General features: G+C 64.3%; 17 protein-coding genes and 2 tRNA genes. 7 read left to right on the plus strand and 12 right to left on the minus strand.

Translation table 11 applies throughout. From position 1 onward, the window contains the following. Positions 1 to 37: 37 nt before the first annotated feature. A tRNA-Lys gene (locus ACSFA0_RS06990) sits at positions 38 to 113 on the minus strand. A gap of 103 nt (positions 114 to 216) precedes the next feature. Here ACSFA0_RS06990 and ACSFA0_RS06995 point away from each other — a divergent pair. Further along, positions 217 to 936, plus strand: coding sequence for an SDR family NAD(P)-dependent oxidoreductase (locus ACSFA0_RS06995; RefSeq protein WP_435449483.1), 720 nt, complete (start codon positions 217 to 219; stop codon positions 934 to 936). A 295-nt stretch (positions 937 to 1231) separates the two neighbouring features. On the opposite strand, the gene ACSFA0_RS07000 is transcribed toward ACSFA0_RS06995, so the two are convergent. The 3 genes from ACSFA0_RS07000 to ACSFA0_RS07010 all read right to left on the minus strand — a co-directional run bounded on the left by ACSFA0_RS07000 (position 1232) and on the right by ACSFA0_RS07010 (position 4942). Further along, positions 1232 to 1921 carry a YfbU family protein gene (locus tag ACSFA0_RS07000; RefSeq protein ID WP_435449484.1) on the minus strand — a complete coding sequence of 230 codons (690 nt, stop codon included), beginning with the start codon at positions 1919 to 1921 and terminating at the stop codon, positions 1232 to 1234. 1312 nt (positions 1922 to 3233) lie between these two features. After that, complete coding sequence (locus ACSFA0_RS07005; protein WP_435449485.1) at positions 3234 to 4106, minus strand: ATP-binding protein; 873 nt, start codon at positions 4104 to 4106, stop codon at positions 3234 to 3236. A 251-nt stretch (positions 4107 to 4357) separates the two neighbouring features. Further along, complete coding sequence (locus tag ACSFA0_RS07010; protein ID WP_435449486.1) at positions 4358 to 4942, minus strand: DNA-binding transcriptional response regulator; 585 nt, start codon at positions 4940 to 4942, stop codon at positions 4358 to 4360. Between the two features lie 289 nt (positions 4943 to 5231). Between ACSFA0_RS07010 and ACSFA0_RS07015 the strand changes: the two genes are divergently transcribed. Beyond that, on the plus strand, positions 5232 to 6236 hold the full coding sequence (locus tag ACSFA0_RS07015) for a hypothetical protein (RefSeq protein WP_435449487.1): 1005 nt from the start codon (positions 5232 to 5234) through the stop codon (positions 6234 to 6236). Positions 6237 to 6637: 401 nt separating this feature from the next. On the opposite strand, the gene ACSFA0_RS07020 is transcribed toward ACSFA0_RS07015, so the two are convergent. The 3 genes from ACSFA0_RS07020 to ACSFA0_RS07030 all read right to left on the minus strand — a co-directional run bounded on the left by ACSFA0_RS07020 (position 6638) and on the right by ACSFA0_RS07030 (position 9720). After that, positions 6638 to 7564, minus strand: a complete 927-nt coding sequence (locus tag ACSFA0_RS07020; RefSeq protein ID WP_435449488.1) for a replication initiation protein — start codon at positions 7562 to 7564, stop codon at positions 6638 to 6640. A gap of 154 nt (positions 7565 to 7718) precedes the next feature. After that, complete coding sequence (locus ACSFA0_RS07025) at positions 7719 to 9494, minus strand: DUF6538 domain-containing protein (RefSeq protein ID WP_435449489.1); 1776 nt, start codon at positions 9492 to 9494, stop codon at positions 7719 to 7721. Positions 9495 to 9644: 150 nt separating this feature from the next. Further along, positions 9645 to 9720, minus strand: a tRNA-Ala gene (locus tag ACSFA0_RS07030). Positions 9721 to 9818: 98 nt separating this feature from the next. Between ACSFA0_RS07030 and ACSFA0_RS07035 the strand changes: the two genes are divergently transcribed. Continuing rightward, complete coding sequence (locus ACSFA0_RS07035) at positions 9819 to 10682, plus strand: alpha/beta hydrolase (protein ID WP_435449490.1); 864 nt, start codon at positions 9819 to 9821, stop codon at positions 10680 to 10682. Between the two features lie 20 nt (positions 10683 to 10702). Here the strand turns inward: ACSFA0_RS07035 and ACSFA0_RS07040 are convergent, their stop codons facing one another. Continuing rightward, the gene (locus ACSFA0_RS07040) at positions 10703 to 11680 is read right to left on the minus strand and encodes a GMP reductase (protein ID WP_435449491.1); all 978 of its coding nucleotides are present in this window, start codon (positions 11678 to 11680) and stop codon (positions 10703 to 10705) included. A gap of 209 nt (positions 11681 to 11889) precedes the next feature. After that, positions 11890 to 12543 (minus strand): OmpW/AlkL family protein, encoded by a 654-nt coding sequence (locus tag ACSFA0_RS07045; protein WP_435449492.1) that lies wholly within the window; start codon positions 12541 to 12543, stop codon positions 11890 to 11892. A gap of 230 nt (positions 12544 to 12773) precedes the next feature. Here ACSFA0_RS07045 and azu point away from each other — a divergent pair, with 230 nt between their 5' ends. Continuing rightward, entirely contained in the window at positions 12774 to 13226 is a 453-nt protein-coding gene (azu, locus tag ACSFA0_RS07050) for an azurin (protein WP_435449493.1), read from the plus strand. 44 nt (positions 13227 to 13270) lie between these two features. Then, positions 13271 to 15700 (plus strand): UvrD-helicase domain-containing protein, encoded by a 2430-nt coding sequence (locus ACSFA0_RS07055; protein WP_435449494.1) that lies wholly within the window; start codon positions 13271 to 13273, stop codon positions 15698 to 15700. Positions 15701 to 15739: 39 nt separating this feature from the next. Here ACSFA0_RS07055 and ACSFA0_RS07060 read toward each other — a convergent pair whose 3' ends face one another. Genes ACSFA0_RS07060 through ACSFA0_RS07070 form a run of 3 tightly spaced genes read right to left on the minus strand, consistent with a single transcriptional unit; the run spans position 15740 to position 17967 of the window. After that, positions 15740 to 16531: a BPSS1780 family membrane protein gene (locus ACSFA0_RS07060; RefSeq protein ID WP_435449495.1), complete on the minus strand. Its 792-nt coding sequence runs from the start codon at positions 16529 to 16531 to the stop codon at positions 15740 to 15742. 10 nt (positions 16532 to 16541) lie between these two features. Next, entirely contained in the window at positions 16542 to 17591 is a 1050-nt protein-coding gene (locus ACSFA0_RS07065) for a homoserine kinase (protein WP_435449496.1), read from the minus strand. A gap of 7 nt (positions 17592 to 17598) precedes the next feature. Beyond that, positions 17599 to 17967: a hypothetical protein gene (locus tag ACSFA0_RS07070; RefSeq protein ID WP_435449497.1), complete on the minus strand. Its 369-nt coding sequence runs from the start codon at positions 17965 to 17967 to the stop codon at positions 17599 to 17601. 119 nt (positions 17968 to 18086) lie between these two features. Here ACSFA0_RS07070 and polA point away from each other — a divergent pair, with 119 nt between their 5' ends. Next, a complete protein-coding gene (gene polA / locus ACSFA0_RS07075) occupies positions 18087 to 20903 on the plus strand; it encodes a DNA polymerase I (protein WP_435449498.1) in 2817 nt (938 codons plus the stop codon). A 5-nt stretch (positions 20904 to 20908) separates the two neighbouring features. Then, positions 20909 to 22162 (plus strand): Lcl C-terminal domain-containing protein, encoded by a 1254-nt coding sequence (locus ACSFA0_RS07080; protein ID WP_435449499.1) that lies wholly within the window; start codon positions 20909 to 20911, stop codon positions 22160 to 22162. Positions 22163 to 22181: the final 19 nt, after the last annotated feature.

Below are 22181 nucleotides of genomic sequence, written 5' to 3' on the forward strand. Positions count from 1 at the left end.
GAGGTAGCAGGCTTTTCAACGCTTTCGCGGGTGTTGGTGGTGGGCCCTGAGTGACTCGAACACTCGACCTACGGATTAAGAGTCCGCTGCTCTACCAACTGAGCTAAGAGCCCCTGACTGACATCGACATCGCTGTCATCAGGCAAGACTGCGATTATAGCCATAGAAATCGGGCTGTCGTAGGATGGGCAGCTTTCCTCCGTCAAAAATCCAACAATGGCCACCTCTCTCCCTTCTGCCTCCGAACCGTCGCACGTCGTGATCACCGGTGCTGCCGGCGCGCTCGGGCGTGCCGTGGTGCAGCGCTTCCTGGGCGAGGGCGCCCGGCTCGCGCTCATCGGTCATAGCGACAAGCAATTGGCCGACGCTTTTCCAGGGCTCGACAACTCGCGCCATTTGCTGATCGCGGCGGATGTGACGTCCGAGTCGAGCATGCAGGCCGCCGCGGGGCAGATCGTGCAGGCCTTCCAGCGCGTCGACACGGTCGTGCATGTGGCCGGTGGTTTCGAGATGGGTGCTGCGGTGCATACGCTCGAGCGCGCCAGCTGGGACCGGATGATGAACCTCAACGCCTGGTCCTTCGTTGCCGTGGCGCAGGCCTTCGCACCGTCGATGATCGAGGGCAAAGCCGGCAGCATGATCGCCGTCACGGCCAAGGTGGCCGGGCGTGGCGTGGCCTCGATGTCCGCCTACATCGCGTCGAAGAGCGCGCTGCAGCGGCTGGTCGAGGCCATGGCGGCCGAACTGTCGCCGCACGGGATCAGGGTCAACAGCATCGCGCCCAGCGTGCTCGACACGCCCGCCAATCGGCAGGCTATGCCCGACGCCAACCCGGCCGACTGGGTGTCGACGGATGTCGCGGCGCAGACGGTGGCTTTTCTGGCATCACCTGCCGCACAGGCGCTGCACGGCCAGCATCTGACCCTCGACGCCTGATCGGCGCGCGCATCAACGAAAAAAGCCTCGGCGCGAACGCCGAGGCTTTGAGATCGAGTTGGTGGAGAGGATGAGGCTCGACGAGGGGCTCCAAATCTCCATGGTCTTCCTGGGACATTTTAGAGTTCAACACACCGTTGTGCTGCAGCGTTGTGTTGAACTGCGGAGGCCATTTTAGCCGCGCTCTGAAGTTCCGGAGCCGCCAACTAGACGCTGCCGTTGAGGAGCTCGTTCGACCGGTTTCTACCACGCTGGTCTCCCAGCCTGTGGCGATGCTGCAGAAGTCCGAGCAAACTTAACGCTCAACCTTGAGCAACTCGATGATCCGGTCGACGCCCAGGTCGCGCCCGAAACCCAAGGTAGCCCGGACGGGCTCGAATGCAATGGTCATGCGGCGATAGCGGGCGGCAGTCGGCGCGTGCGAGTTGAAGTCGCGCTCCTTGAAGCGGGAGAAGCGGTTCATCTTTTCCACGAGGAAGCGCGCGATGCTCATGAGCGAGGCTTCATTGTTGCCGTCGAAGCCCGCGAACTTCGGCAGGTAGCCGTAGTTGGAGGCCTTTAGCTTCTCGGTTTCTTCGGGGGATAGTTTCTCGACACAGGCTTCGATGAAGTCCCACATGTCTAGCGTGTCGACCACAAGGCTCACGTCCGCGGGGCGGTCTGTGTGCTTGTGGAACAGCCCCTGCATCTCCCATGTGGGCGCCCAGTAGTGCCCACCATAGATCGTCTCTGCAACGAAGTCGACCTCGGTCTCGGCGTTCTTGATCTTCAGGTGCTTGACGATGTCGCGCAGGACCATGAAGTTCAGCTTGTCGCCATCGCTGAAGTGCACGCTCTTGCCGGTCACCGTGCCCAGGCCGATGTCCACCAGTTGCCGCACCGCATCAGAACGGGAGCTGGCTTGACCCGTTTCCTCCATCCAAGTATCGATGCGCTGGAGCAACTCGTCGTCCAACCGTAGTTCAAGTCGTTCGGTGCGGGCCATGTACAAATCTCCGGGTTGCCGGCGAATTGCCGGCGTCACGTACAAATGTACAGCATTTCTGTGCGACCCACAACTGGCTGAGCGTCCGGCATGTCGCGGACGCCGTTGATGGCAGCCACGCCCAAAAATCTGGCTTGCGTTCCAGGCCCTGTGCCCGCACGACTGGATTCTTTGTTTGTGTTGACAGGATGTCCTTGAAACGCCTTGATGCGGTGCGTGTTTCTTGCGTTGGTGACGGATCAGCAAGATACGCCGATCACTGAGCTATACAGAGGTGGAGGTCATTGATTTGCGTCGGCGACTTCCGCCTCTTCATTGGTAGATATTTCCTCTCTTGCCCGGGCCTCCTCGCCCGGGCTTTTTTTGTGGCGCAGGCCGATTTCATCGCGCCTATGAAGCGGTCATGGCATCCAGGGCTGCCGCGGGGCAACTCCTCGCTGCGCCGAACGGCAGCAGGCCTGGCAGGGCCTGTGGGGGGGCCGCCTCAGCGGGCCGCGCCGACGAGCCCGGAGCGAAGCGCAGTGGTCGGTGCGGAGCCGTTGAGGTGGGGGCCTACGGCCACGGTGCAGGCTGCGGCCTGCTGGGGGAGCCGACAAGTTTTGACCGACGAGCCGGAGCCGCAGGCGACTGGTCGGTCAAAAGCTTGTTGGGGGCAAAGCCCCGCCTCCCGGACGCTGCGCGGGCGGGCAACCGGGTCCCACCTCGACGCAGGAGAGGCTGGCCGCAGGTCAGGCTGAGCCCGTTAGCGGGCGAATGCTGGGAGCCGGTTGCCCGCCCGTGGAACGGTCCTCGCAGAGGGGGCCGGAGGCCGCGGGAGGCGCCCCGAGGGCTGGACACGAAGTGCCTGCCCGCTGGAGGAATTGCCGCTGTTCAGCGGCGATTTCGAAGGCAAGCACGGCAAGGAGCGCAGCGACCCAGTGCGTGCAGGTCGACGACCTCCGGGGAGTTGGCCTAAGTGTGCTTATCCGCGCGAGCGTTGATAAGCGGCTGGGTAATCAGCTCGTAATCGCCAGGCGCCCGCGCTGAGTCGACCTAGGGCGGTACTTGCTTGTCCAATGGGTCCATGGCCTCGGCCCAGCGGCGTCTCCATGGTGCCACGGGCACGATGGCGTCGTTCGCCTGCTTCATTATTCGCAACCCTGATGCACCTCTTCTGAGACGCCTTTACGATTGAACCTCTTTTCGTTGCACACGCTTGCTAGGCGTTGCGGCTGGCGCGCTCAACAAGATGCGTTGGGGCCTTCTCGGCACATTTCACATGCATTTCAATTACGTGGCGACCTTGCAGCGCAATGCCAGAGACGCCCCGAGGTCACCCGCGCCAGCTCGGTCGAATGTGACTCGACTTCGTGATCGGACTGCTAACAGTGGGCGATGATTTCACTACCGTCCGCGGGGGAAACTCTATTACAAACAAATTTCTCGCGAACTGTATGTCTTTGGGGGCTAACCTGGCGGTGGGAGGACGCGCCTTGCCGAAGACCGTCTTCAGTCCAGCATGATTAAGTTTTAACAAATCTCTTGCGATTCCCATGCCGCGGCCTTCGCCCGCAGTCTTCGTTAGTGTTGCAAAGCGCCCGGACTTTCCGGAGGTGAAGATTAATTCTTCCTCCCCCGGGTCTACTGCCAAACTTTCCATAGAAATATTTATCCGAACACCAAAATCGCCTCGTTCAAACGCGAACTCAATAAGCGAGTCAGGCTCGGCGTATTTAACTGCATTATCCATAAGATGATACAGTGCGACCTGAAAAGAAACATAGTCCAATAGTAGTCGATCCGCGCTGGCGCCAATCCTAATCTCCAGGCGCCGTTCAATCATTAATTGATAGAACAGATGCACTACGTTAAAAATCACCTTGTGAACGTAATGAGCCGCAACGCTCAACTTGGGGCTCTCGTTGTAAAGCATCTGGTAGACCGCAAACTCATTCTTTACGGATACCGAATTCTTTAGCAATCGCAGAAGCACACCCGCCGCCTCTCTAGGCTCGCGCCGCACTATGTCGGCCACAAGGACCGTTTGATCTTTAAACGAGCCTGCGAGCTCCTCTTGAGGCATCAAGGCATAGAGCTCCTGCAACTCCAGTGCATTCAATTTCACTAGGTTATGGAGCAGATTCGTGGATTTCTCGAATTCTCGTCGGGAAATCTCCGCCTTCACCTGAACGTATTCAGCGGTCATGGCAGACAGAAATGTCAAATGTCGCTTGAAGAGTTTTGAGCTCTCGACATAATCAGCCCTGTCGGTGCATAAAAAGGCCACGCCTTGACTTGTCGTCCTTGAGCCTCGCCGACGTTTCGCCTGACCATCACACGCGGGTACGATTTCGCTCTCGCTACTGCATCCCGCAGCGCATTCAGAACACCCTGGGTCCATGATCGAAATAACGGGAATGCCGGTTGCCTCCACAATCCGGTAGTGCATCGTCGCCATCAGACCGCCGACAAGTCTTCGACGAGACTGATGAATTGATAAGGGTCGGCATTCTTCGCTATTGAGCTATCCGCCGCCCGTAAGGCCGCGTGGAACCTGTCGCCCGAGGGCTGTGAGGAGTAGATAACCAATTTCTTGGTTGGGTGTCGCTTCTTGATTGCTTGAGCTAGGCCTAGCCCTTCATCCGCAAAACCCAAGACTTTGCCCACGCCCTGAATGTCAATGAAGAGAATCGTTGCTTCGAGCAACTCCGCAGAATCCAAAGATGAGATATCCTTCACAATCTTTACGTGTGGCCAGCCAGCTGTTTTAAGAATTTTTACGACCTTGAATCTGGTATCGTCATCAATAAACAAGATGCGTGTGGCATTCTTGTCTATTATTCGAGGAGCAACTGGCAAAAACGATGAGCCGGCGCCTTGTGAGTCGAGGAAGCCGTTCTGGTTATGAATCGTATTATTTACGGTTACGCCCGGTGGCGGAGCATCCGATTTTTTGGTAAACATCAGCCCTGCAATTATTGCAATAACGGTTGCGCCCACCCCGCTGAATACCCACTCCGCGTTTTCAACAACCCAGCTCATTCTTAGACCTTGCAGCAAAGCTTCAGATGGTTACAGGTTGTTGCGACAATGTCTACCCCGGTCTGCCCGAATAGCCAGCGTTATGAGTGAGCAAAGTGCGGCCCGCGCAACTGGTGTCACGGGTGCAGGGTCACGGAAATGATGATGTGATAGCTGCCCGGGCGGCATTTCCCTGTGACGCGTCACGTGTTCGACGCGCTCTCGGGTGAGGCCAGTGGCATCACGCCATGGGTAAGGCTCAGGCGTGCTTGGAGCATGAAAAAGATACGCCGCCTCGGCTATACCTTGCATGAACCAACACGATCAGCGGCGGCTGAAAGACGCGCGGGGCCTCTTCTTCCTTCGTCAGTTCACTTGGCTTAGGAGCTTTGAGCTCGGCAAACTGATGTGGCCCGACATCTTGGCCAATCGCCAGTCTGCCGACAGGCTCGTTCGCGACTGGCTTGCCCGTCGGCTCGTAATCGCGCGAGACCTTCCCGATGGAGCCGGACGTGCGCTGGTCCTCGCCACCGCTGGGGTTCGCCTATTGGCCGAGCAAGGGGTCGTGGCCGTCAGTGGCAAGGACATCGGCAAGTTGACCCATGGAGGCGGATGGTCGCCGCCGCTGACCTGGCGGCATGACCTCTTGGCCACGGGCATTATGTGTGAGCTTCACCGGCTAGGTTTTGTCATCCACCCTGAGGCCGAGCTTCGTCGAAGTGCTGACCTTGGGGTCAAGATTCCCGACGGCATCTGTGTGAGGGGTCAACAAGTGCTGTGGCTGGAAGTGGAGAGCGCCCGGAAGACCGGCCCCGAGATGCGCAAGTTGGCAATGGCCATTTGCCTTGCCGCGACGGCCAGCGCCCCGGTGGTGGCCGGCTTCAAGGCCAACGGCGCCCTGGTGGGCTACGTTCCCGGGGCATTGGATGAGCGTGGCTTTGCACTGAGCCACCAAAAGCGCGTTCGGCGTGCAATCCAACTGGCAAGTCGCACCGACATCGACATTCAATGGGCCGAATGCAGTTTGCTGGGCTCCGCAGGGGTTGGTGCAGTTACGTTCAGCCGTGAGCGCATCCAGGCCGACGGTGTCGCCCGTGTTCTTCAACGGCTGGATGCCGGTGGCTGGCATCCGCAGCTAGATGGTTCGGTGGGGGCCAACTACGCCGACCATCGAGTCTTCGTGTGGGAGAGCGACGAGGTTTGGCGTTGGTCGTACGCGGTAGAGACACGCGACGGCACCCCGGTCGACGCGGGCTACGCGGAGACCTTCGATGACGCAAAGCGGGCCTGCGCCACATGGCTGGCGAAGGTCTGAGCGCTCCTGGGCGAACCCGTGCGCGCTCTATACGCGCGACGACTATGCCGTTTCCCGCTCAGCGCGTCATATCGGTCCAGCGGCCACCGGCATCCTGGCGAAGCCTACCCAGGGCCACGAGGGTGTCCAGCAGCGTAGGCAGACGCTCGCGCCAGCGTCCCCTGCCGCTGAAATGCGCTGCTACTTCGTCCAGCTTCAGCGCGCGGCCCGCCTGGCCCAGCACCTCGGCTACCGCCTTGATCTGCTCGGTTACCCTTGCGACGCTCCTGGTGCTCGGCATTGCATTGGGGGGGCGCTGCCCTCGCCACAGCTGGAGCCCCCACAGCGTTGATGCGTGGGCGAGCCTCCCGCTGCTACCTGATATGGCATTTTTACCCCCCGACATCGCTCCCGGGCACGGGCTACGGTTTACCGCGCTTGAGCCAGTTGGCAATGGTCGGCGCCGTCACATCCAGGGCCGCAGCAATGGCCTTGTTGCTGTGCCCCTGCTCGTGCATTACGAGGCACAACGGCAGTTTCTCGTTGCGTTGCTGCTGTCCCTTGAAGGCACCCACTGCGGCCTGCCGCTCCCGAAACCCGCCGGGAGTGATGTTGCGCCACACCCAGCGGGCGACCGAGCGCGCCAGTCCGCGAACTTCGGAATCATGGAGGGGCTCGGGAAACCCTGCGTTCATGGCATCCGCCTGGTCCCGCACGGCGTCGCGCCATCGGTCCTCGCCGCCAGCCCGCCAGTAGAGGCGCACGCTGCGGTAGGCCCAGCGCGATAGCTCGTCGAACAACGTGCAGTTCCGACCGAGGCCAATGGCCTCGCGCTTGGGGGGCACCCAGGCAGGCAACTCGGCGACGTGTTCGGCCAGCATAGTGAGTTCGTAGCGCGGCGCGTTGGCGGGTTCCCATAGCCGCCATTTTTCGTGCAGGGGGTTCTTGCCGAGTGGGCCGGTGAACCCGCGATCCGCTCCGGGGATGGCCCTTATGTAGGCCGCCTCGATAGCCGCAAGGTAGCGCATTGGGTGGCGCCGTGCGTTCTTGGTGGTGGGCACCGGAGCGGCCAGCGCATAGCCGTAATGCGCGTGGCCGTTGGCAGGGTTGATGGCGATGAAGGTCGGCGGGGGCAGCCCCGCGTCCAGCCACGCGTCATAGGCGTTCGACTGGTCCACGTCGAGCACCAGCCAGGCCACCACGCCGGGCGGGTTGAGTTGCAGATAGGGTTCGCTGAGCGCGGTGCTCAGCGGGCGGATGTGCGCCTGGTTTTTCTCCAGGGCGCAGTACGGGCGGCGCGGGGCCGACGATTCGATGAGCGAGCGCAGGGCGCCCGAGGCGTGGGACAAGGCACACTCCAACGGTGTGCCGCGCGGCTATATCGTGTCTGTCCTCGGTGTGCGATTGCACTGGGCAGGCGCCCTGGCTGTTCCTCCGCGTTGCGGCTGGTTTGTAAGGAGCACCCCCTTTCGGGGGCGCTCAGGTCTGAGGGCGAACGGCCCTCTACTTGGGTATAGCGCTCGGACAAGGGGGTGTGGTCACCGGCCGATGAAATTGCAGGTCGCCATAGGTGATGCGCTCAAGAATCTCCATCTTCTGGTTCACAGGAAGAGCGCCTTGGTAGTGCATGACGACCTCAGACCGGTCGTCCTCCACCTGCCCCTCGTTGACGCGCCGAATATTCGTGACGTTGCTGGTGTGGCCCGTGATTACTTCGGCACCCGCAATTCTGAGCACCATCGCTCGATTCAGTAGGGTGAACCGGAACGCGTGCATTCCCACGATGCGTGCGTTTGGCGTTTCGTCACGCAGGCCTATGTCGCGCAAGAAGTCGCTGAACCACTCGCGGGCCTTCGGTGAAGCCTTGCCGGCGCAAGGTGGGAATCCATGAAACAGCAGCGTGTGGCCTTGCCGCTTGACGTGCTCGACGTACTGGAGAAACCCAAGCTCGATCAGCTGGGGATGAATCGGCACGGTTCGCTTTGAGCCACCGGTCTTAACGGACTTATCCACCTTTTCGTGCCCCTCAGATTCGTCAGTGATGTCGAAGTACCAGATGCCTTTCTCATCCTGACGAATATCCACCTGAGGATTCAGTTGGCACAGTTCGTTCACACGAGCGCCTGTAAACAGGCCAACGTGAGGCAGCCAGAACTGGTGCGCCTGTCGCGGGTCGTTTGCGAACTTTGCCATTTCGGTGCTGTGGAACAAGCGCTCTAGCTCCAGGGGCTTGAATGGGCGTTGGCCGTTCTCGGGGTCCTTCCGACTGCCGGTGTACTGAATGCCTTCTGCAGTCAGTCCCATCGGCCAGCCCCGGTCTTGCCACTTCCGCCTGCAGTAGCGGATGAACGGAATCATCACCGCGAGGTATGTCCCGGTGAAGGTCGCCTTGGCCATCTCACCGACGCCCAACTCCGCCAGCTTGCGCGGAGTGATGTTCTGCCGGCGGCAGATGGCGCTCCAATGCGGCGGGAGGTTCTGGATGGAGTCGAAGAAGGTCTCGAGGTCGTCCTGCATCAGAGACCCGATGGACTTGTCGCCGACGATGCCCAGTAGCAAGGGCATGGACGTGCGAACCTTCTTGAGCATCGCGGGCTGGTCGAGCTTGGCGTAGTGCTCAAGGTAGTCTTTCGTGACCTCGGACAGCTGCGGCGTTGCCAGGCTGCGCGCTAGCGCCGGTGTCGGTTCGTCCTTGCCAGAGTAGCGGTTCAGCAGCTTCTCATTCACGCGCAGCACTGCGCGACCGTATGCAAGTGACAGCCGACGCATGTCTTCGTCCGGCACGTTCAACTCGTAGCGGTACAGGTGAAGAAACTCCTCCAGCGGAGGACGTAGAACATCCTGCTTGCCGAAGACCAAGGCAGTCTTCAGCATCCTGTTGGCCTCGGCATAGCCGGCTTGGTACTCTTCGATTTCTTCGGGCGTGTAGTTCTCGGCCAGCACGCGGGCCTCGTCGCCAGCGAGGCTGGCAGCTTCTACGTGCGCACAGATAGCCTCGATGGTTTGCGAGGTCAGCGCATCTATACGGACTATGGCCTCGACTTGTTGACGCGCAGCCAGGTCGGCCAGACGTTGGCGCTGCTTTCCCCAGCTTGCAGTCAGCTTCGCCTCCTCAAATCGCTGGCGCTCCACGGCGATGTGGTAGTCCTTGGTCTTGAGCGAGAAGCTGACCATCTCTTTGCCGGGGTAGCAAGAAAGAACGTCAGTGGGGATTCGACGGTGGAGGTAGTAGGTGCCGAACTTTGGATTGCGGCGAAGACCGGTGGGGAGCATGGGCATGGTTCGAAGTTCCTGATGCCAACGTATAGGGGGCCAGGAAGACCATGATTGCTCTCGCACCGTTGTGTAGAAGCGTTGTGTGAAAGTCCAAGGTGAAAAACACCTTGGATTCACTGGATCTTCTTGCAAATCAACGGCTTGCAAAGAATTTGGTGGAGAGGATGAGGATCGAACTCACGACCTCCGCATTGCGAACGCGGCGCTCTCCCAGCTGAGCTACCCCCCCAACACAGCGCGGATTCTAACCAGATCGACCGGCGTTGGTGCGCCCACGAAGGTGGGCGATGTGCGGCGCTATGCTCGACGGTGAAGGAGTTGGAACCGATGATTACCCATGACCCCGCCTGGCTCGAGCGCATGTACAACAACCGTGCCCGCGTGCCTGAAAGTGCTGAGCACCTGACGCGCTGGACGTGCGATTCCGCGGATGCGCGCGCCACCACGCCCGGCATTTGCGACCTGCGCTATGGCGATACGCCCAGCGAGACGCTCGATGTCTTCGCAGGACCCAGCGCCAACGCGCCGGTGCTCTTTTTCATCCACGGCGGGTGGTGGCGGTCGCTCGACAAGAGCGATCACTCTTTCGTCGCGCCGCCCTTCGTGGAGAGCGGCGCCTGCGTCGTGCTGCCCAACTACGCGCTCTGCCCCGGCACCGAGGCCGCGCCGGTCACCATTCCCGAGATCGCACTGCAGATGGTCCGCGCCCTGGCCTGGACGTGGCGGCATGTGGCCGAGCACGGCGGCGATCCGTCGCGCATCACGGTGGCAGGCCACTCGGCGGGCGGGCATCTCGCCGCGATGCTGCTGGCGTGCGACTGGCAGGCCGTGGCGCCGGACCTTCCTGCGGACCTGGTGCGCAACGCGCTGTCGATCTCGGGCCTGCACGATCTGCGGGAGATCCGGCGTGTGCCTTTCCTCGACTCGCTGCGGCTCACCGAGCGCGACGCGCGACGCGCCAGCCCGGCCCTGTGGCCGGCGCCCAAGCGCGGCACGCTCTACAGCGTGGCCGGTGTCGACGAGAGCGAAGCCTTCCACGCCCAGAACGCCGCGATCCGCAAGGCGTGGGGCGCGAAGACCGTGCCGGTCTGCGAACTGCTGCCGGGCCTCAACCACTTCAGCATCGTCGAGGCGCTGGCCGACCCGGCCCATGCGCTGCACCGCCACGCCGTCGCCCTGCTGGAGGCCTGACGCGGCCGTACACGGGGGCGCTACATCAGCAGGTGTTCGCCCTCGTTGGCACCGCCGAGCGTCACATAGTTGACCTTGCGGATGTCCATCAGCGCCTTGCCGCCCGCATAGCTGATGGAGCTCTGCACGTCCTGCTCCATCTCGATCAGTGTGTCGGCCAGCTTGCCCTTGATCGGCTCGAGAATGCGCTTGCCTTCGACGTGCTTGTACTCGCCCTTGTTGAAGTCGCTGGCCGAGCCGTAGTACTCCTTGAAGAGCACGCCGTCGACCTCGACCGTCTTGCCGGGCGATTCCTCATGGCCGGCGAAGAGTGAGCCGATCATCACCATCGACGCGCCGAATCGGATGCTCTTGGCGATGTCGCCGTGGTCGCGGATGCCGCCGTCGGCAATGATCGGCTTGGTCGCCACGCGCGCACACCACTTGAGCGCGCTCAACTGCCAGCCACCCGTGCCGAAGCCGGTCTTGAGCTTGGTGATGCATACCTTGCCCGGGCCGATGCCGACCTTGGTCGCGTCGGCGCCCCAGTTCTCCAGGTCGATGACGGCTTCGGGCGTGCCCACGTTGCCCGCGATCACGAAGCTCTTCGGCAATTTGTCCTTGAGGTAGCCGATCATGGCCTTCACCGTGTCGGCATGGCCGTGCGCGATGTCGATCGTGATGTATTCCGGCACGAGGCCGGCCGCGGCCAATTGGTCGACCGTGTCGTAGTCCGCCTGCTTCACGCCCAGCGAGATCGAGGCGAAGGTGCCCTTGGCGTGCATGTGCTTGACGAACTTGACGTTGTCGAGGTCGAAGCGATGCATCACATAGAAATAGCCGTGCTGCGCCAGCCAGAGGCTGATGCGCTCGTCGACCACCGTCTTCATGTTGGCCGGCACGACCGGGAGCCGGAAGCTGCGGCCGCCGAGCGTGACGCTGGCGTCGCATTCCGAGCGGCTTTCCACGCGGCATTTGCGCGGCAGCAGGAGGATGTTGTCGTAATCGAAGATCTGCATGAGAAACCAAGCTCCTGTGAAGGTGCACCGTCGGAACGATTTCCGGCGGCGTTGGGCGCTTGGTCCCGGCCCGGTCGATTCAGCGTCTTGCAGACGAAAAAAAACCGGGCGACAAGAAACTTGGGCCCGGTGACCGATTCTAGGCAGGTGCCGGCTCGCGTGCGAGGTTCCTTTTGTATAGACCTTATTCGCGAACCGGCTGTGCTCGATCAGAAGCGGTAGCCGATGCCCACGCCGATCAGCAGCGGGTCGACCTTGACCGTCGACAGCTTCGTGCCGTTCATGCTGACGTCGGTGCGAATCTGCACCTTCTTCACGTCGAAGTTCAGGAACACGTTCTTGGCGACCTTGATGTCGAAACCGGCGCCCACGGCCAGGCCGAAGCTGTTGTGGTCGAGGCCGAGTCGGCCGACGGTCGGCACGTTCAGGTTGACCGAGCTGATGCGCGTGTAGTTGAAACCGGCACCGACGTAGGGGCGGAAGGTGCCTTCCGGGATGAAGTGATACTGCAGGGTCAGCGTCGGCGGCAGGTGCTTGAAAGTGCCGATGTCCACCGGGCCGCCGAGCGCACTCTGCTCGACCGTCACGCGCTGCTTTTGCGGCACCGTCAGCACCAACTCTGCGGCGATGTTCGGCGTGAAGAAGTAGGTGATGTCGAGCTCGGGGATCGTCTTGTTGTTGATCGTGATTGCATCCTTGGGCACGGCGAGGGCGCCGATGGCATCCGACTTGTCGGCCGGATCGAGGTGCACGGCGCGCAGGCGCACCAGCCAGTTGCCTTGGGCTTCCTGCGCCAGCGCAGGAACGGCGCACAGCGTGCCGAGCAGGGTGGCGACAAGGGCGCGGGCGAGATTCTTCTTCATGGTCTTGGGACTCCAGTAGTGACCGACACGAGGGGTCGGATGCCGAGGCCCAGTGTCCGCAGGGGCAAGGTTTGCTTCCTTGATCCACGGCAACGTTTTCGGCGGGGTGTTTCAAAGCCGCAACGTCACGCGTGCGCCTTGACGCCGGTCAGTGTTGCGGGGGACGATGCCGTCACACTGTCCGCACCGCAGCGCTTTTGCGCGGCTTCACCGTCCTGGAGACTGTTCTCATGTTTCGTCATCGTTACGCCGCCCTCGCCGTCCTGGCCTTCGCCTCGTCCTCCGTCTTCGCCGCCGACTGCACCGTCGAGATCGAAGGCAACGACGCCATGCAGTTCAACAAGCCCGTCATCGAAGTGAGCAAGGCGTGCAAGGACTTCACCGTCAAGCTGAAACACAGCGGCAAGCTGCCGAAGCAGGCCATGGGCCACAACTGGGTGCTGACCAAGACCGCCGACGTGCAGGCCGTGGCCACCGACGGCATCGCCGCCGGTCTTCCGCAGAACTATGTGAAGGCCGGTGACGCACGCGTCGTGGCGCACACCAAGGTCCTCGGCGGTGGCGAAAGCGACAGCGTGACCTTCGCCGTGGCCAAGCTCGGCGCGGCCGACAGCTACACCTACTTCTGCTCCTTCCCCGGCCACTCGGCGATCATGAAGGGCACGCTGAAGCTGGTGAAATAAGCGGCACGGGCACCGCGCGGACCCCGGCTTCCTACAATGCCGGGATGTCTCTTTTCGGCTCGCACGACGCCTCCGCCGGCGCCCCCTCCTTTCCAGCGGCCGCCTCGCCCCTGCTCGCCAACCTCAACCCCGAGCAGCTCGCGGCGGTCACGCTGCCTGCGGGCAACGCGCTGATCCTCGCCGGAGCCGGGTCGGGCAAGACGCGGGTGCTCACCACCCGCATCGCCTGGCTGATGCAGACGGGCCAGGTGTCGCCCGGCGGCATCCTGGCCGTGACCTTCACCAACAAGGCGGCGAAGGAGATGATGACGCGGCTGACCTCGATGCTGCCCGTCAATGTGCGGGGCATGTGGATCGGCACCTTCCATGGCCTGTGCAACCGCTTCCTGCGCGCGCACTGGAAGCTGGCCAACCTGCCGTCCACCTTCCAGATCCTCGACACGCAGGACCAGCTCTCGGCCATCAAGCGGCTGATGAAGCAGTTCAACGTCGACGACGAACGCTTTCCCGCCAAGCAGACGCAATGGTTCATCGCCGGCGCCAAGGAAGACGGCCTGCGCCCGCGCGACGTCGAGGTGCGCAGCGAAGACGACCGCAAGAAGGTCGAGATCTACCAGCTCTACGAAGAGCAGTGCCAGCGCGAAGGCGTGGTCGACTTCGGCGAGCTGATGCTGCGCAGCTACGAGCTGTTGCGCGACAACGACCCGGTCCGCGAGCACTACCAGCGGCGCTTTCGCCACATCCTGATCGACGAGTTCCAGGACACCAACCGCCTGCAGTACGCGTGGATCAAGATGCTGTCGGGCCAGACGGTCGATGGCCGCTTCGTGCCCGGTGACAGCAGTGTGGTCGCGGTGGGCGACGACGACCAGAGCATCTACGCCTTCCGCGGTGCGCGCGTGGGCAACATGGCCGACTTCGTGCGCGAGTTCGACGTGCAGCGGCAGATCAAGCTGGAGCAGAACTACCGCAGCTTCAGCAACATCCTCGACTCGGCCAATGCGCTCATCGGCCACAACACTAAGCGCCTGGGCAAGAACCTGCGCACGGAGCAGGGGCCTGGCGAACCGGTGCGCGTGTACGAGGCCACCAGCGACTTCGCCGAGGCGCAATGGATGGTCGAGGAAATGCGCCAGCTCGCGCGCGACGGCATCGACCGCAAGGAGATGGCCGTGCTCTACCGCAGCAATGCGCAGAGCCGGGTGATCGAGACCGCATTGTTCAACGCCGCCGTGCCGTACCGTGTGTACGGCGGTCTGCGCTTCTTCGAGCGCGCCGAGATCAAGCATGCGCTGGCATATCTGCGCCTGCTGGAGAACAAGGACGACGACACCAGCTTCCTGCGCATCGTCAACTTCCCGCCGCGCGGCATCGGCGCGCGCAGCATCGAGCTGCTGCAGGACGCGGCGCGCGCGGCCGGCCATTCGCTGCACGACGCCGTGAGTGCCGTGGGCGGCAAGGCGGGCGCCAACCTGTCGGCCTTCGTCGCCAAGATCGACGTGCTGCGCGAGCAGACGGTGGGCATCTCGCTGCGCGAGATCATCGAGCTGGTGCTCGACCACAGCGGCCTCATCGAACACTACAAGGCCGACCGCGAAGGCGCCGACCGCATCGAGAACCTGGAAGAACTGGTGAACGCGGCCGAGAGCTTCGTCACGCAGGAGGGCTTCGGCCGCGATGCGGTCGCGCTGCCGGTCGACGAGCTGCGGCAGTCGCCGGCGAGCCAGGGGCTGGACCCGAACCGGCCGGTGCTGAACGAAGCGCTCGAACCGCTCGCGCCTGATGCGGAAACCGGCGAGACGCTCAGCCCGCTCGCCGCCTTCCTGACCCACGCCGCACTCGAGTCGGGCGACAACCAGGCGCAGGCCGGGCAAGACGCCGTGCAGCTCATGACGGTACACGCGGCCAAGGGCCTGGAGTTCGACTGCGTGTTCATCACCGGCATGGAAGAGGGCCTGTTTCCGCACGAGAACTCGATGAGCGACTTCGACGGGCTAGAGGAAGAGCGTCGCCTGATGTACGTCGCGATCACGCGTGCGCGCCAGCGGCTGTACATGAGCCATTCGCAGACGCGAATGCTGCACGGCCAAACCCGCTACAACCTCAAGAGCCGCTTCTACGACGAGCTGCCCGAAGGCGCGCTCAAGTGGCTGACGCCGAAGAACCAGGGCTTCGCGCCGTCTGCCTTCGGCTATGGCGGCGGCTATGCGACCTCGCGCGGCGCGGGCGGCAGCGGCAGCGGCTACAGCGGCGGCTACGGCAAGGATTCCTTCGCGAGCCCGCCGGTGCCGCCCCAGAAGGCCGCGCCCTCGCATGGCCTGCGCTCGGGCATGCAGGTCTTCCACAACAAGTTCGGTGAGGGCACGGTCACAGCGCTGGAAGGCAGCGGCGACGACGCCCGCGCGCAGATCAACTTTCCGCGCCACGGGGTGAAGTGGCTGGCGCTGTCGGTGGCCAAGCTCACGCCGGTCTGACCGGCGCGGGATGCGCGGCGTGCGCGAGGTGCGCGATCGTCAGTCGATGAACGAATCGCGGAAGGTGAACCAGGTGCTGGTGAAGAACATCGCCGCCATCACCATGGCGCCGCCGACCATCAGCGCGCCGGCCGCGGCACCCGCGCCTTCACCGGCGACTGCGGCGAACAGCGTGGCGATCAGGCTCAGCACGATGCCGGAGCCGATGAACACGCCGACCCAGACCAGCCCGAAGACGGCGAGGGCGCCGAAGTTCTTGAAGCAGGCGATGAAGCTGAAGAACAGGCTCTTGGCCGGCGGCACGCCGTGCCAGTGCACCAGCGCGGGCGCGTGCCAGAAGGCGAGCGACAGCGGCAGGTACAGCAGCATCGCGATCCACAGGGCCGCCTGGAAGTCGCCGGCCTCGGCCATCTCGCGGCTCACCGTGCCGCCCATCAGGTAGACCTTGGCGAACTGCCCGCCGTCGGCCAGGGCCGAGATGCCCATCACGAGCATGAAGAGCACGGCATAGAGCACGCCGAGCACCAGCATCGGCTTGAAGCCGGTGCGCGCGGCCTGCAGCGCCGCCAGGAACACCGCGGCAGCGGGTGGTTTCGCACCTTCGCCGGCTCGCGCGGCCTCGGCGGTGGCGGCCATCAGCCCCAGCGTCATGGTCGGCAGCAGCATCAGCGCGATCGCGGTGCCGACCAGCGGAACCTGCGAGGCGATCGACACCATCGCCATGAAGAAGAAGAACAGCGAGACGAAGGCGAGGGGGCGCTTGGCGAAGGTCTGCAGGCCGGTGCGAACCCACAGCACACCGGTGCGCGCCGGGACGATATTCAGTTTCATGAGGATCCGTTCAGGCCGCCTGCGAGGCGGTGGCGCTCGGTGACGGCGCCGTGAGCGGCTGGCGCGCGCGTTCGCGCAGCACCCGCTCGAAATGCGTGGGGTCGTGCGCCTTGAGCATGCTCGCCTCGCGTGGCAGGTAAAAGTCCCACAGGCGCGAGATCCAGAAACGCAGTGCGGCGGCGCGCAGCATCGCGGGCAGCAGTGCGCGCTCGGCAGCGGTCAGTGGACGCACCGCCATGTAGGCGGCCAGCAGGGCGTCGGCGCGCAGCGGGTCGTGCGTGCCGGTGGGCAGGTCGATTGCCCAGTCGTTCAAGCACACGGCCAGGTCGAACAACCAGGTGTCGGTCCCGGCGAAGTAGAAGTCGAAGACGCCGCTCAGGCGGGGCTGCTCGTCGCTGGCAGCGGTGTCGAACATGGCGTTGTCGCGGAACAGGTCGGCGTGCACCGGCCCGCGCGGCAGGGCCGCGTAGGCGGACGACTGGGCGACGTGGTTCTGGTAGGCCAGTTCGCCGCGCAGCAGCGCGGCCTGCGATTCGTCGAGGTGCGGCAGCACCACCGGTGCGGTGTCGTTCCACCAGGCCAGACCGCGCAGGTTGGGCTGCACGCGGTCGAAGTCACGGCCGGCCAGGTGCATGCGCGCGAGCCATCGTCCGAGTTCGGCGCAGTGCGCGGCGCCCGGTGCCAATTCGCTGCGGCCCGACAGGCGCTGCACCACGGCGGCCGGCTTGCCCGCCACGAGGTGCACCAGCGCGCAAGGGGCGTCAGCGGCGCGTTCCAGACCCATGGTTTTGGGCGTCACCACCGTGGGGTCGGCGACCGGCGCAGGCACCGGGATGCCGCGTGCCGCGAGGTGCTCCATCAGGCACAGGTAGTAGGGCAGCTGCGCGCGGCCCAGGCGCTCGAACAGCGTCAGGACGTAGGCGCCCTGGTCGGTCGTCGCGAAGTAGTTGGTGTTCTCGATGCCGCCCTGGATGCCTTCGAATTCGCGCAGGGTGCCCAGGGCCAGGCGCTGCACGAGCGCGTCCGCTTCGTCGAACCCGACGTCGGTGTAGACCGCCACGCCCGGCTCAGAACTTCATGACGTTCCAGACACGCGGGCCGTTGCCGCCCGTGCCTGTCTCGCCCTGGCCCTGGCGCTCGCGGCCGCCGTCGTTGGGCAGCACCTGGTAGGCCGGCACATCGGCCTTCGGCTGCACCGTGATGCTCTGGGTCTGGCCGCCGTAGCGCACCTCGTCGACCTTGGCCCCACCGTCCTCGACGTGGATGTTCTCGATCTTCTGGTTGCGACGCCCTTCGGCGCGGGCTTCGGCCTTGGCTTCTGCAGGCGGCACCGGCACAGGCTGCGCGGCGGTCTGGGCCTGGACGGCAGCGACAGGCGCGGCGCAGACGAGAGCCAGCAGCGCGCAACGGAAGAAGGAGAGGGGGGTGGAGGCCATGGCCAGATTGTAGGTGCCGGTCTGCATTCCCGCTGTCGGCGCTGGGCGTGAGAGAGCGTACTGCGGGCACGCACGCCGGCGGGCCCCGACCGTCGCGCCCGGGCGGGCAAAATGACCGGATGACCGACAAGAAAACGCTGCTGCTCGTCGATGGTTCGAGCTACCTCTACCGCGCCTTCCATGCCATGCCCGACCTGCGTGCCGTGCCCGGCGACCCGAGCAGCCCCGCCACCGGCGCCATCCGCGGGATGATCAACATGATGCAGTCGCTGCGCCGCGAGGTGCGCGCCGACTACGCCGCCTGCGTGTTCGACGCGCCGGGCAAGACCTTCCGCGACGACTGGTACCCGGATTACAAGGCCAACCGCTCACCGATGCCCGACGACCTGCGCAGCCAGATCCCGCCGATCCACGAGGTGGTGCGCCTGCTCGGCTGGCCGGTGCTGCACGTGCCGCTGGTGGAGGCCGACGACGTGATCGGCACGCTGGCCAAGACCGCCGCGTTGCAGGGCATCGAAGTCATCGTGTCCAGCGGCGACAAGGACATGAGCCAGCTGGTCGACGAGCACATCACCATCATCGACACGATGAACGGCAAGAAGCGCGACGTGGTCGGTGTCACCGCCGAGTTCGGCGTGCCGCCCTCGCTGATGGTCGACTATCAGACGCTGGTGGGCGACACGGTCGACAACGTGCCCGGCGTCGACAAGGTCGGTCCGAAGACGGCGGCCAAGTGGCTGCTGCAATACGGCTCGCTCGACGAACTGGTCGCGCACGCGGACGAGATCAAGGGCCAGGCCGGCGAGAACCTGCGCAAGGCGCTCGATTGGCTGCCGCAGGGGCGCCGGCTGGTCACCATCCGTACCGACTGCGACCTGGCGGAGCACATCGCCGGCCTGCCCGCGCTCGACAGCATCGCCATCGGCCCGCAGCAGGTCGACGCGCTCAAGGGCTTCTACGAAACCTACGGCTTCAAGAGCCTGGTCAAGACGCTCGAGTCCCACGCGGTGCCGCCCGAACTGATCGAGGAGAACAACCGAAAGAAGAAGAGCAAGGCCAGCGACACCGGCCCCGGCCTGTTCGACGAACCTGCGGTCGACAACCTGGGCGACGAGGCGGCAGAGAAGGCCAGCAACCTGGCCTACGACACGGTGATGACCTGGGAACAGTTCGACGCCTGGCTCGCCAAGATCGAGGCCGCCGACCTGGTGGCGATCGACACCGAGACCACCTCGCTCGACGAGATGCGCGCCGAGATCGTCGGCCTGAGCTTCAGCGTGACGCCGGGCGAAGCGGCCTACATCCCGGTCGCGCACAACTACCCCGATGCGCCCGAGCAACTGCCGCGCGACGAGGTGCTCGCGCGCCTCAAGCCCTGGCTGGAGAACGGCGCTAAGAAAAAGCTCGGCCAGCACATCAAATACGACCGCCATGTGCTCGCCAACCATGGCATCGAGGTGCAGGGCTATGCCCACGACACCATGCTGCAGAGCTACGTGCTCGAAGTGCACCGCCCGCATGGCCTGGCCAGCCTGGCCGAGCGCCACCTGGGGCGCAGCGGCATCGACTACGAAGACCTCTGCGGCAAGGGCGCCAAGCAGATCTCCTTCAGCCAGGTCGCGATCGACAAGGCGGCGGAGTATTCCTGCGAAGACAGCGACCAGACGCTCGACGTGCACCGCGTGCTGTGGCCGCAACTGGAGGCCGACGAGAAGCTGCGCTTCGTCTACGAGTTGGAGATGGCCAGCAGCGAAGCGCTCTACCGCATCGAACGCAACGGGGTGCTGATTGACGCGCCCACGCTGGCCGCGCAGAGCCACCAGCTCGGCACGCGCATCATGCAGCTGGAGCAAGAGGCGTACGAGATCGCGGGGCAGCCCTTCAATCTCGGCAGCCCCAAGCAGATCGGCGAGATCTTCTTCACCAAGCTGGGCCTGCCCGTCGTCAAGAAGACGCCGAGCGGCGCGCCCAGTACCGACGAAGAAGTGCTGGAGAAGCTGGCCGACGACTATCCGCTGCCGGCCAAGCTGCTGGAACACCGCAGCCTGTCGAAGCTCAAGGGCACCTACACCGACAAGCTCGGGCTGCTGGCCCACCCGCGCACCGGGCGCGTGCACACGCACTACGCGCAGGCGGTGGCGGTGACGGGCCGCTTGAGCAGCAACGACCCGAACCTGCAGAACATCCCGATCCGCACCGCCGAAGGCCGCCGCGTGCGCGAGGCCTTCGTGGCGCCGGCCGGCAGCGTGATCGCCAGCGCCGACTACTCGCAGATCGAGTTGCGCATCATGGCCCACATCAGCGGCGACGAGTCGCTGCTCCGCGCCTTCACCGAAGGCATCGACGTGCACCGTGCGACGGCGGCCGAGGTGTTCGGCACGGCGGTCGACCAGGTGTCGAGCGAGCAGCGCCGCTACGCCAAGGTCATCAACTTCGGCCTGATCTACGGCATGAGCAGCTTCGGCCTCGCGAAGAACCTGGGCATCGAGACCAAGGCCGCCGCGTCGTACATCGACCGGTACTTCGCGCGCTACCCGGGCGTGAAGGCGTACATGGACGAGACGCGCATGAGCGCCAAGGAAAAGGGCTACGTCGAGACGGTGTTCGGCCGGCGCCTCTACCTGCCCGAGATCAACTCGCCCAACGGCCCGCGCCGCGGTGGCGCCGAGCGCGCGGCCATCAACGCGCCGATGCAGGGCACGGCGGCCGACTTGATCAAGCTGAGCATGGTCAAGGTGCAGGACGTGCTCGACGCGGAAAAGCGCGCAACCAAGATGATCATGCAGGTGCACGACGAACTGGTCTTCGAGGTGCCCGAGGCCGAGGTCGAGTGGGTGCGCAGCGAGATCCCGAAGCTGATGGCCGGTGTGGCCGCGCTCAAGGTGCCGCTGCTGGCCGAACTCGGCGTGGGGCCGAACTGGGACCAGGCGCATTGAGCGCGATGCGCGCCATCGTGCGAGCAGGGGCCCTTCTGCTCGGGTTGACCACGACATGGGTTGCCGCTCAGCCGTCCGCAGCCGGGCCTGTCCCCTTGGTGAAGGTGCCGCCCACGGGGGTGCGGACCTGCCTGGCTTTCGATGCGAAAAAGGACGACTGGCCGACGCCGCAATCTTGTGCGGGCGGCGGCGCGCTGCGCCTTCTCCCCAAGCAGGACGGCATGCTGGGCGCGGGGGCGCCCGCCTACGAGGCCGTAGACGGCCGACCCTTGACTGAGTGCGTGCGTGATCGCGTGTCTGGCCTGGTCTGGGAGGGCAAGCTCGACAGCGGCAAGCTGCAGCGGATGGCGACGACATCCGGGCTATCGGTCGCGGGTGGCTTGCTCGACAGCTATGGCCCGGACAACGAGCCCCAACCCGGCAGCCGGGCCAACACCGATGCCTACTCCTACCATGGCGACGCTCGGCCCGGTGACGCCATGGCCTATGTGGCGCAAGTGAACGCCATGAAGCTGTGCGGCTACACCGATTGGCGCCTGCCCAGTGTCTTCGAGCTGTTCGGCATTGCCGACGTGAACACGCTGATGGGCGTCAGCGAGCGGTCCCTGCGGCTGGCACGCGGGCAGCCGGCCATCGACAGCCGATGGTTTCCCCATACGGTGCCGGGGCGTTACCTCGCCTCCGAGCCAGCGGACCAGACAAGCATGTGGTGCGTGGACTTCCGGACGGCCTATGTGTTCACCTGCCACCGTCGCATGCGCAGCAACACGTCCCCGCTGTTCGTGCGCCTGGTGCGCGGTCCCGAAGCGCTCGAAACCGGCCGTTGGCGCGAAGCGGCCGACGAGCGCGGCGTGCCAGGCGGAGTGGTTGAAGATCGCTACACCGGTCTGGTGTGGCGCCGTTGCGAGGAGCCCCAGACCTGGAATGGCAAACGCTGCACCGGTACCGCCAAGATTCACAACTATGTGCAGGCCGTGCAGCATGCGGGCGCCGTGCCGGGCTGGCGCCTCCCCACCATCAAGGAAGTGAACAGTCTCGTGGAGCGCTGGCTCGACAAGCTGGAAATCCCCCCCTCGGACTTTCCTGCGGCGGGTGCCGAGCCGCTCCACGGTGGCTTTTGGTCCTCCACGGTGTGCGCCGGCAGCCCCGAGACCGACACGGCACGCGCCGCCATCAGCGCTTGGGCGTTGAGCAGCGAAGGCAATCTGTACTGCGAGTCGCGCATCATGAGACTCGGTATTCGGCTCGTGCGCGAATGAGGGCGCCGCGATGCGTCCC

It is taken from the genome of Variovorax restrictus, from assembly GCF_051216715.1.
Classification (GTDB): Bacteria; Pseudomonadota; Gammaproteobacteria; order Burkholderiales; family Burkholderiaceae_C; genus Variovorax.

What these genes read in the sequence shown, in the direction of transcription:
- ACSFA0_RS06995 (WP_435449483.1), top strand. Translation starts at nt 217, where the DNA reads ATGGCCACCTCTCTCCCTTCTGCCTCCGAACCGTCGCACGTCGTGATC.
- ACSFA0_RS07000 (WP_435449484.1), bottom strand. Translation starts at nt 1,921, where the DNA reads ATGGCCCGCACCGAACGACTTGAACTACGGTTGGACGACGAGTTGCTC.
- ACSFA0_RS07005 (WP_435449485.1), bottom strand. Translation starts at nt 4,106, where the DNA reads ATGACCGCTGAATACGTTCAGGTGAAGGCGGAGATTTCCCGACGAGAA.
- ACSFA0_RS07010 (WP_435449486.1), bottom strand. Translation starts at nt 4,942, where the DNA reads ATGAGCTGGGTTGTTGAAAACGCGGAGTGGGTATTCAGCGGGGTGGGC.
- ACSFA0_RS07015 (WP_435449487.1), top strand. Translation starts at nt 5,232, where the DNA reads ATGAACCAACACGATCAGCGGCGGCTGAAAGACGCGCGGGGCCTCTTC.
- ACSFA0_RS07025 (WP_435449489.1), bottom strand. Translation starts at nt 9,494, where the DNA reads ATGCCCATGCTCCCCACCGGTCTTCGCCGCAATCCAAAGTTCGGCACC.
- ACSFA0_RS07035 (WP_435449490.1), top strand. Translation starts at nt 9,819, where the DNA reads ATGATTACCCATGACCCCGCCTGGCTCGAGCGCATGTACAACAACCGT.
- ACSFA0_RS07040 (WP_435449491.1), bottom strand. Translation starts at nt 11,680, where the DNA reads ATGCAGATCTTCGATTACGACAACATCCTCCTGCTGCCGCGCAAATGC.
- ACSFA0_RS07045 (WP_435449492.1), bottom strand. Translation starts at nt 12,543, where the DNA reads ATGAAGAAGAATCTCGCCCGCGCCCTTGTCGCCACCCTGCTCGGCACG.
- azu (WP_435449493.1), top strand. Translation starts at nt 12,774, where the DNA reads ATGTTTCGTCATCGTTACGCCGCCCTCGCCGTCCTGGCCTTCGCCTCG.
- ACSFA0_RS07055 (WP_435449494.1), top strand. Translation starts at nt 13,271, where the DNA reads ATGTCTCTTTTCGGCTCGCACGACGCCTCCGCCGGCGCCCCCTCCTTT.
- ACSFA0_RS07060 (WP_435449495.1), bottom strand. Translation starts at nt 16,531, where the DNA reads ATGAAACTGAATATCGTCCCGGCGCGCACCGGTGTGCTGTGGGTTCGC.
- ACSFA0_RS07070 (WP_435449497.1), bottom strand. Translation starts at nt 17,967, where the DNA reads ATGGCCTCCACCCCCCTCTCCTTCTTCCGTTGCGCGCTGCTGGCTCTC.
- polA (WP_435449498.1), top strand. Translation starts at nt 18,087, where the DNA reads ATGACCGACAAGAAAACGCTGCTGCTCGTCGATGGTTCGAGCTACCTC.
- ACSFA0_RS07080 (WP_435449499.1), top strand. Translation starts at nt 20,909, where the DNA reads ATGCGCGCCATCGTGCGAGCAGGGGCCCTTCTGCTCGGGTTGACCACG.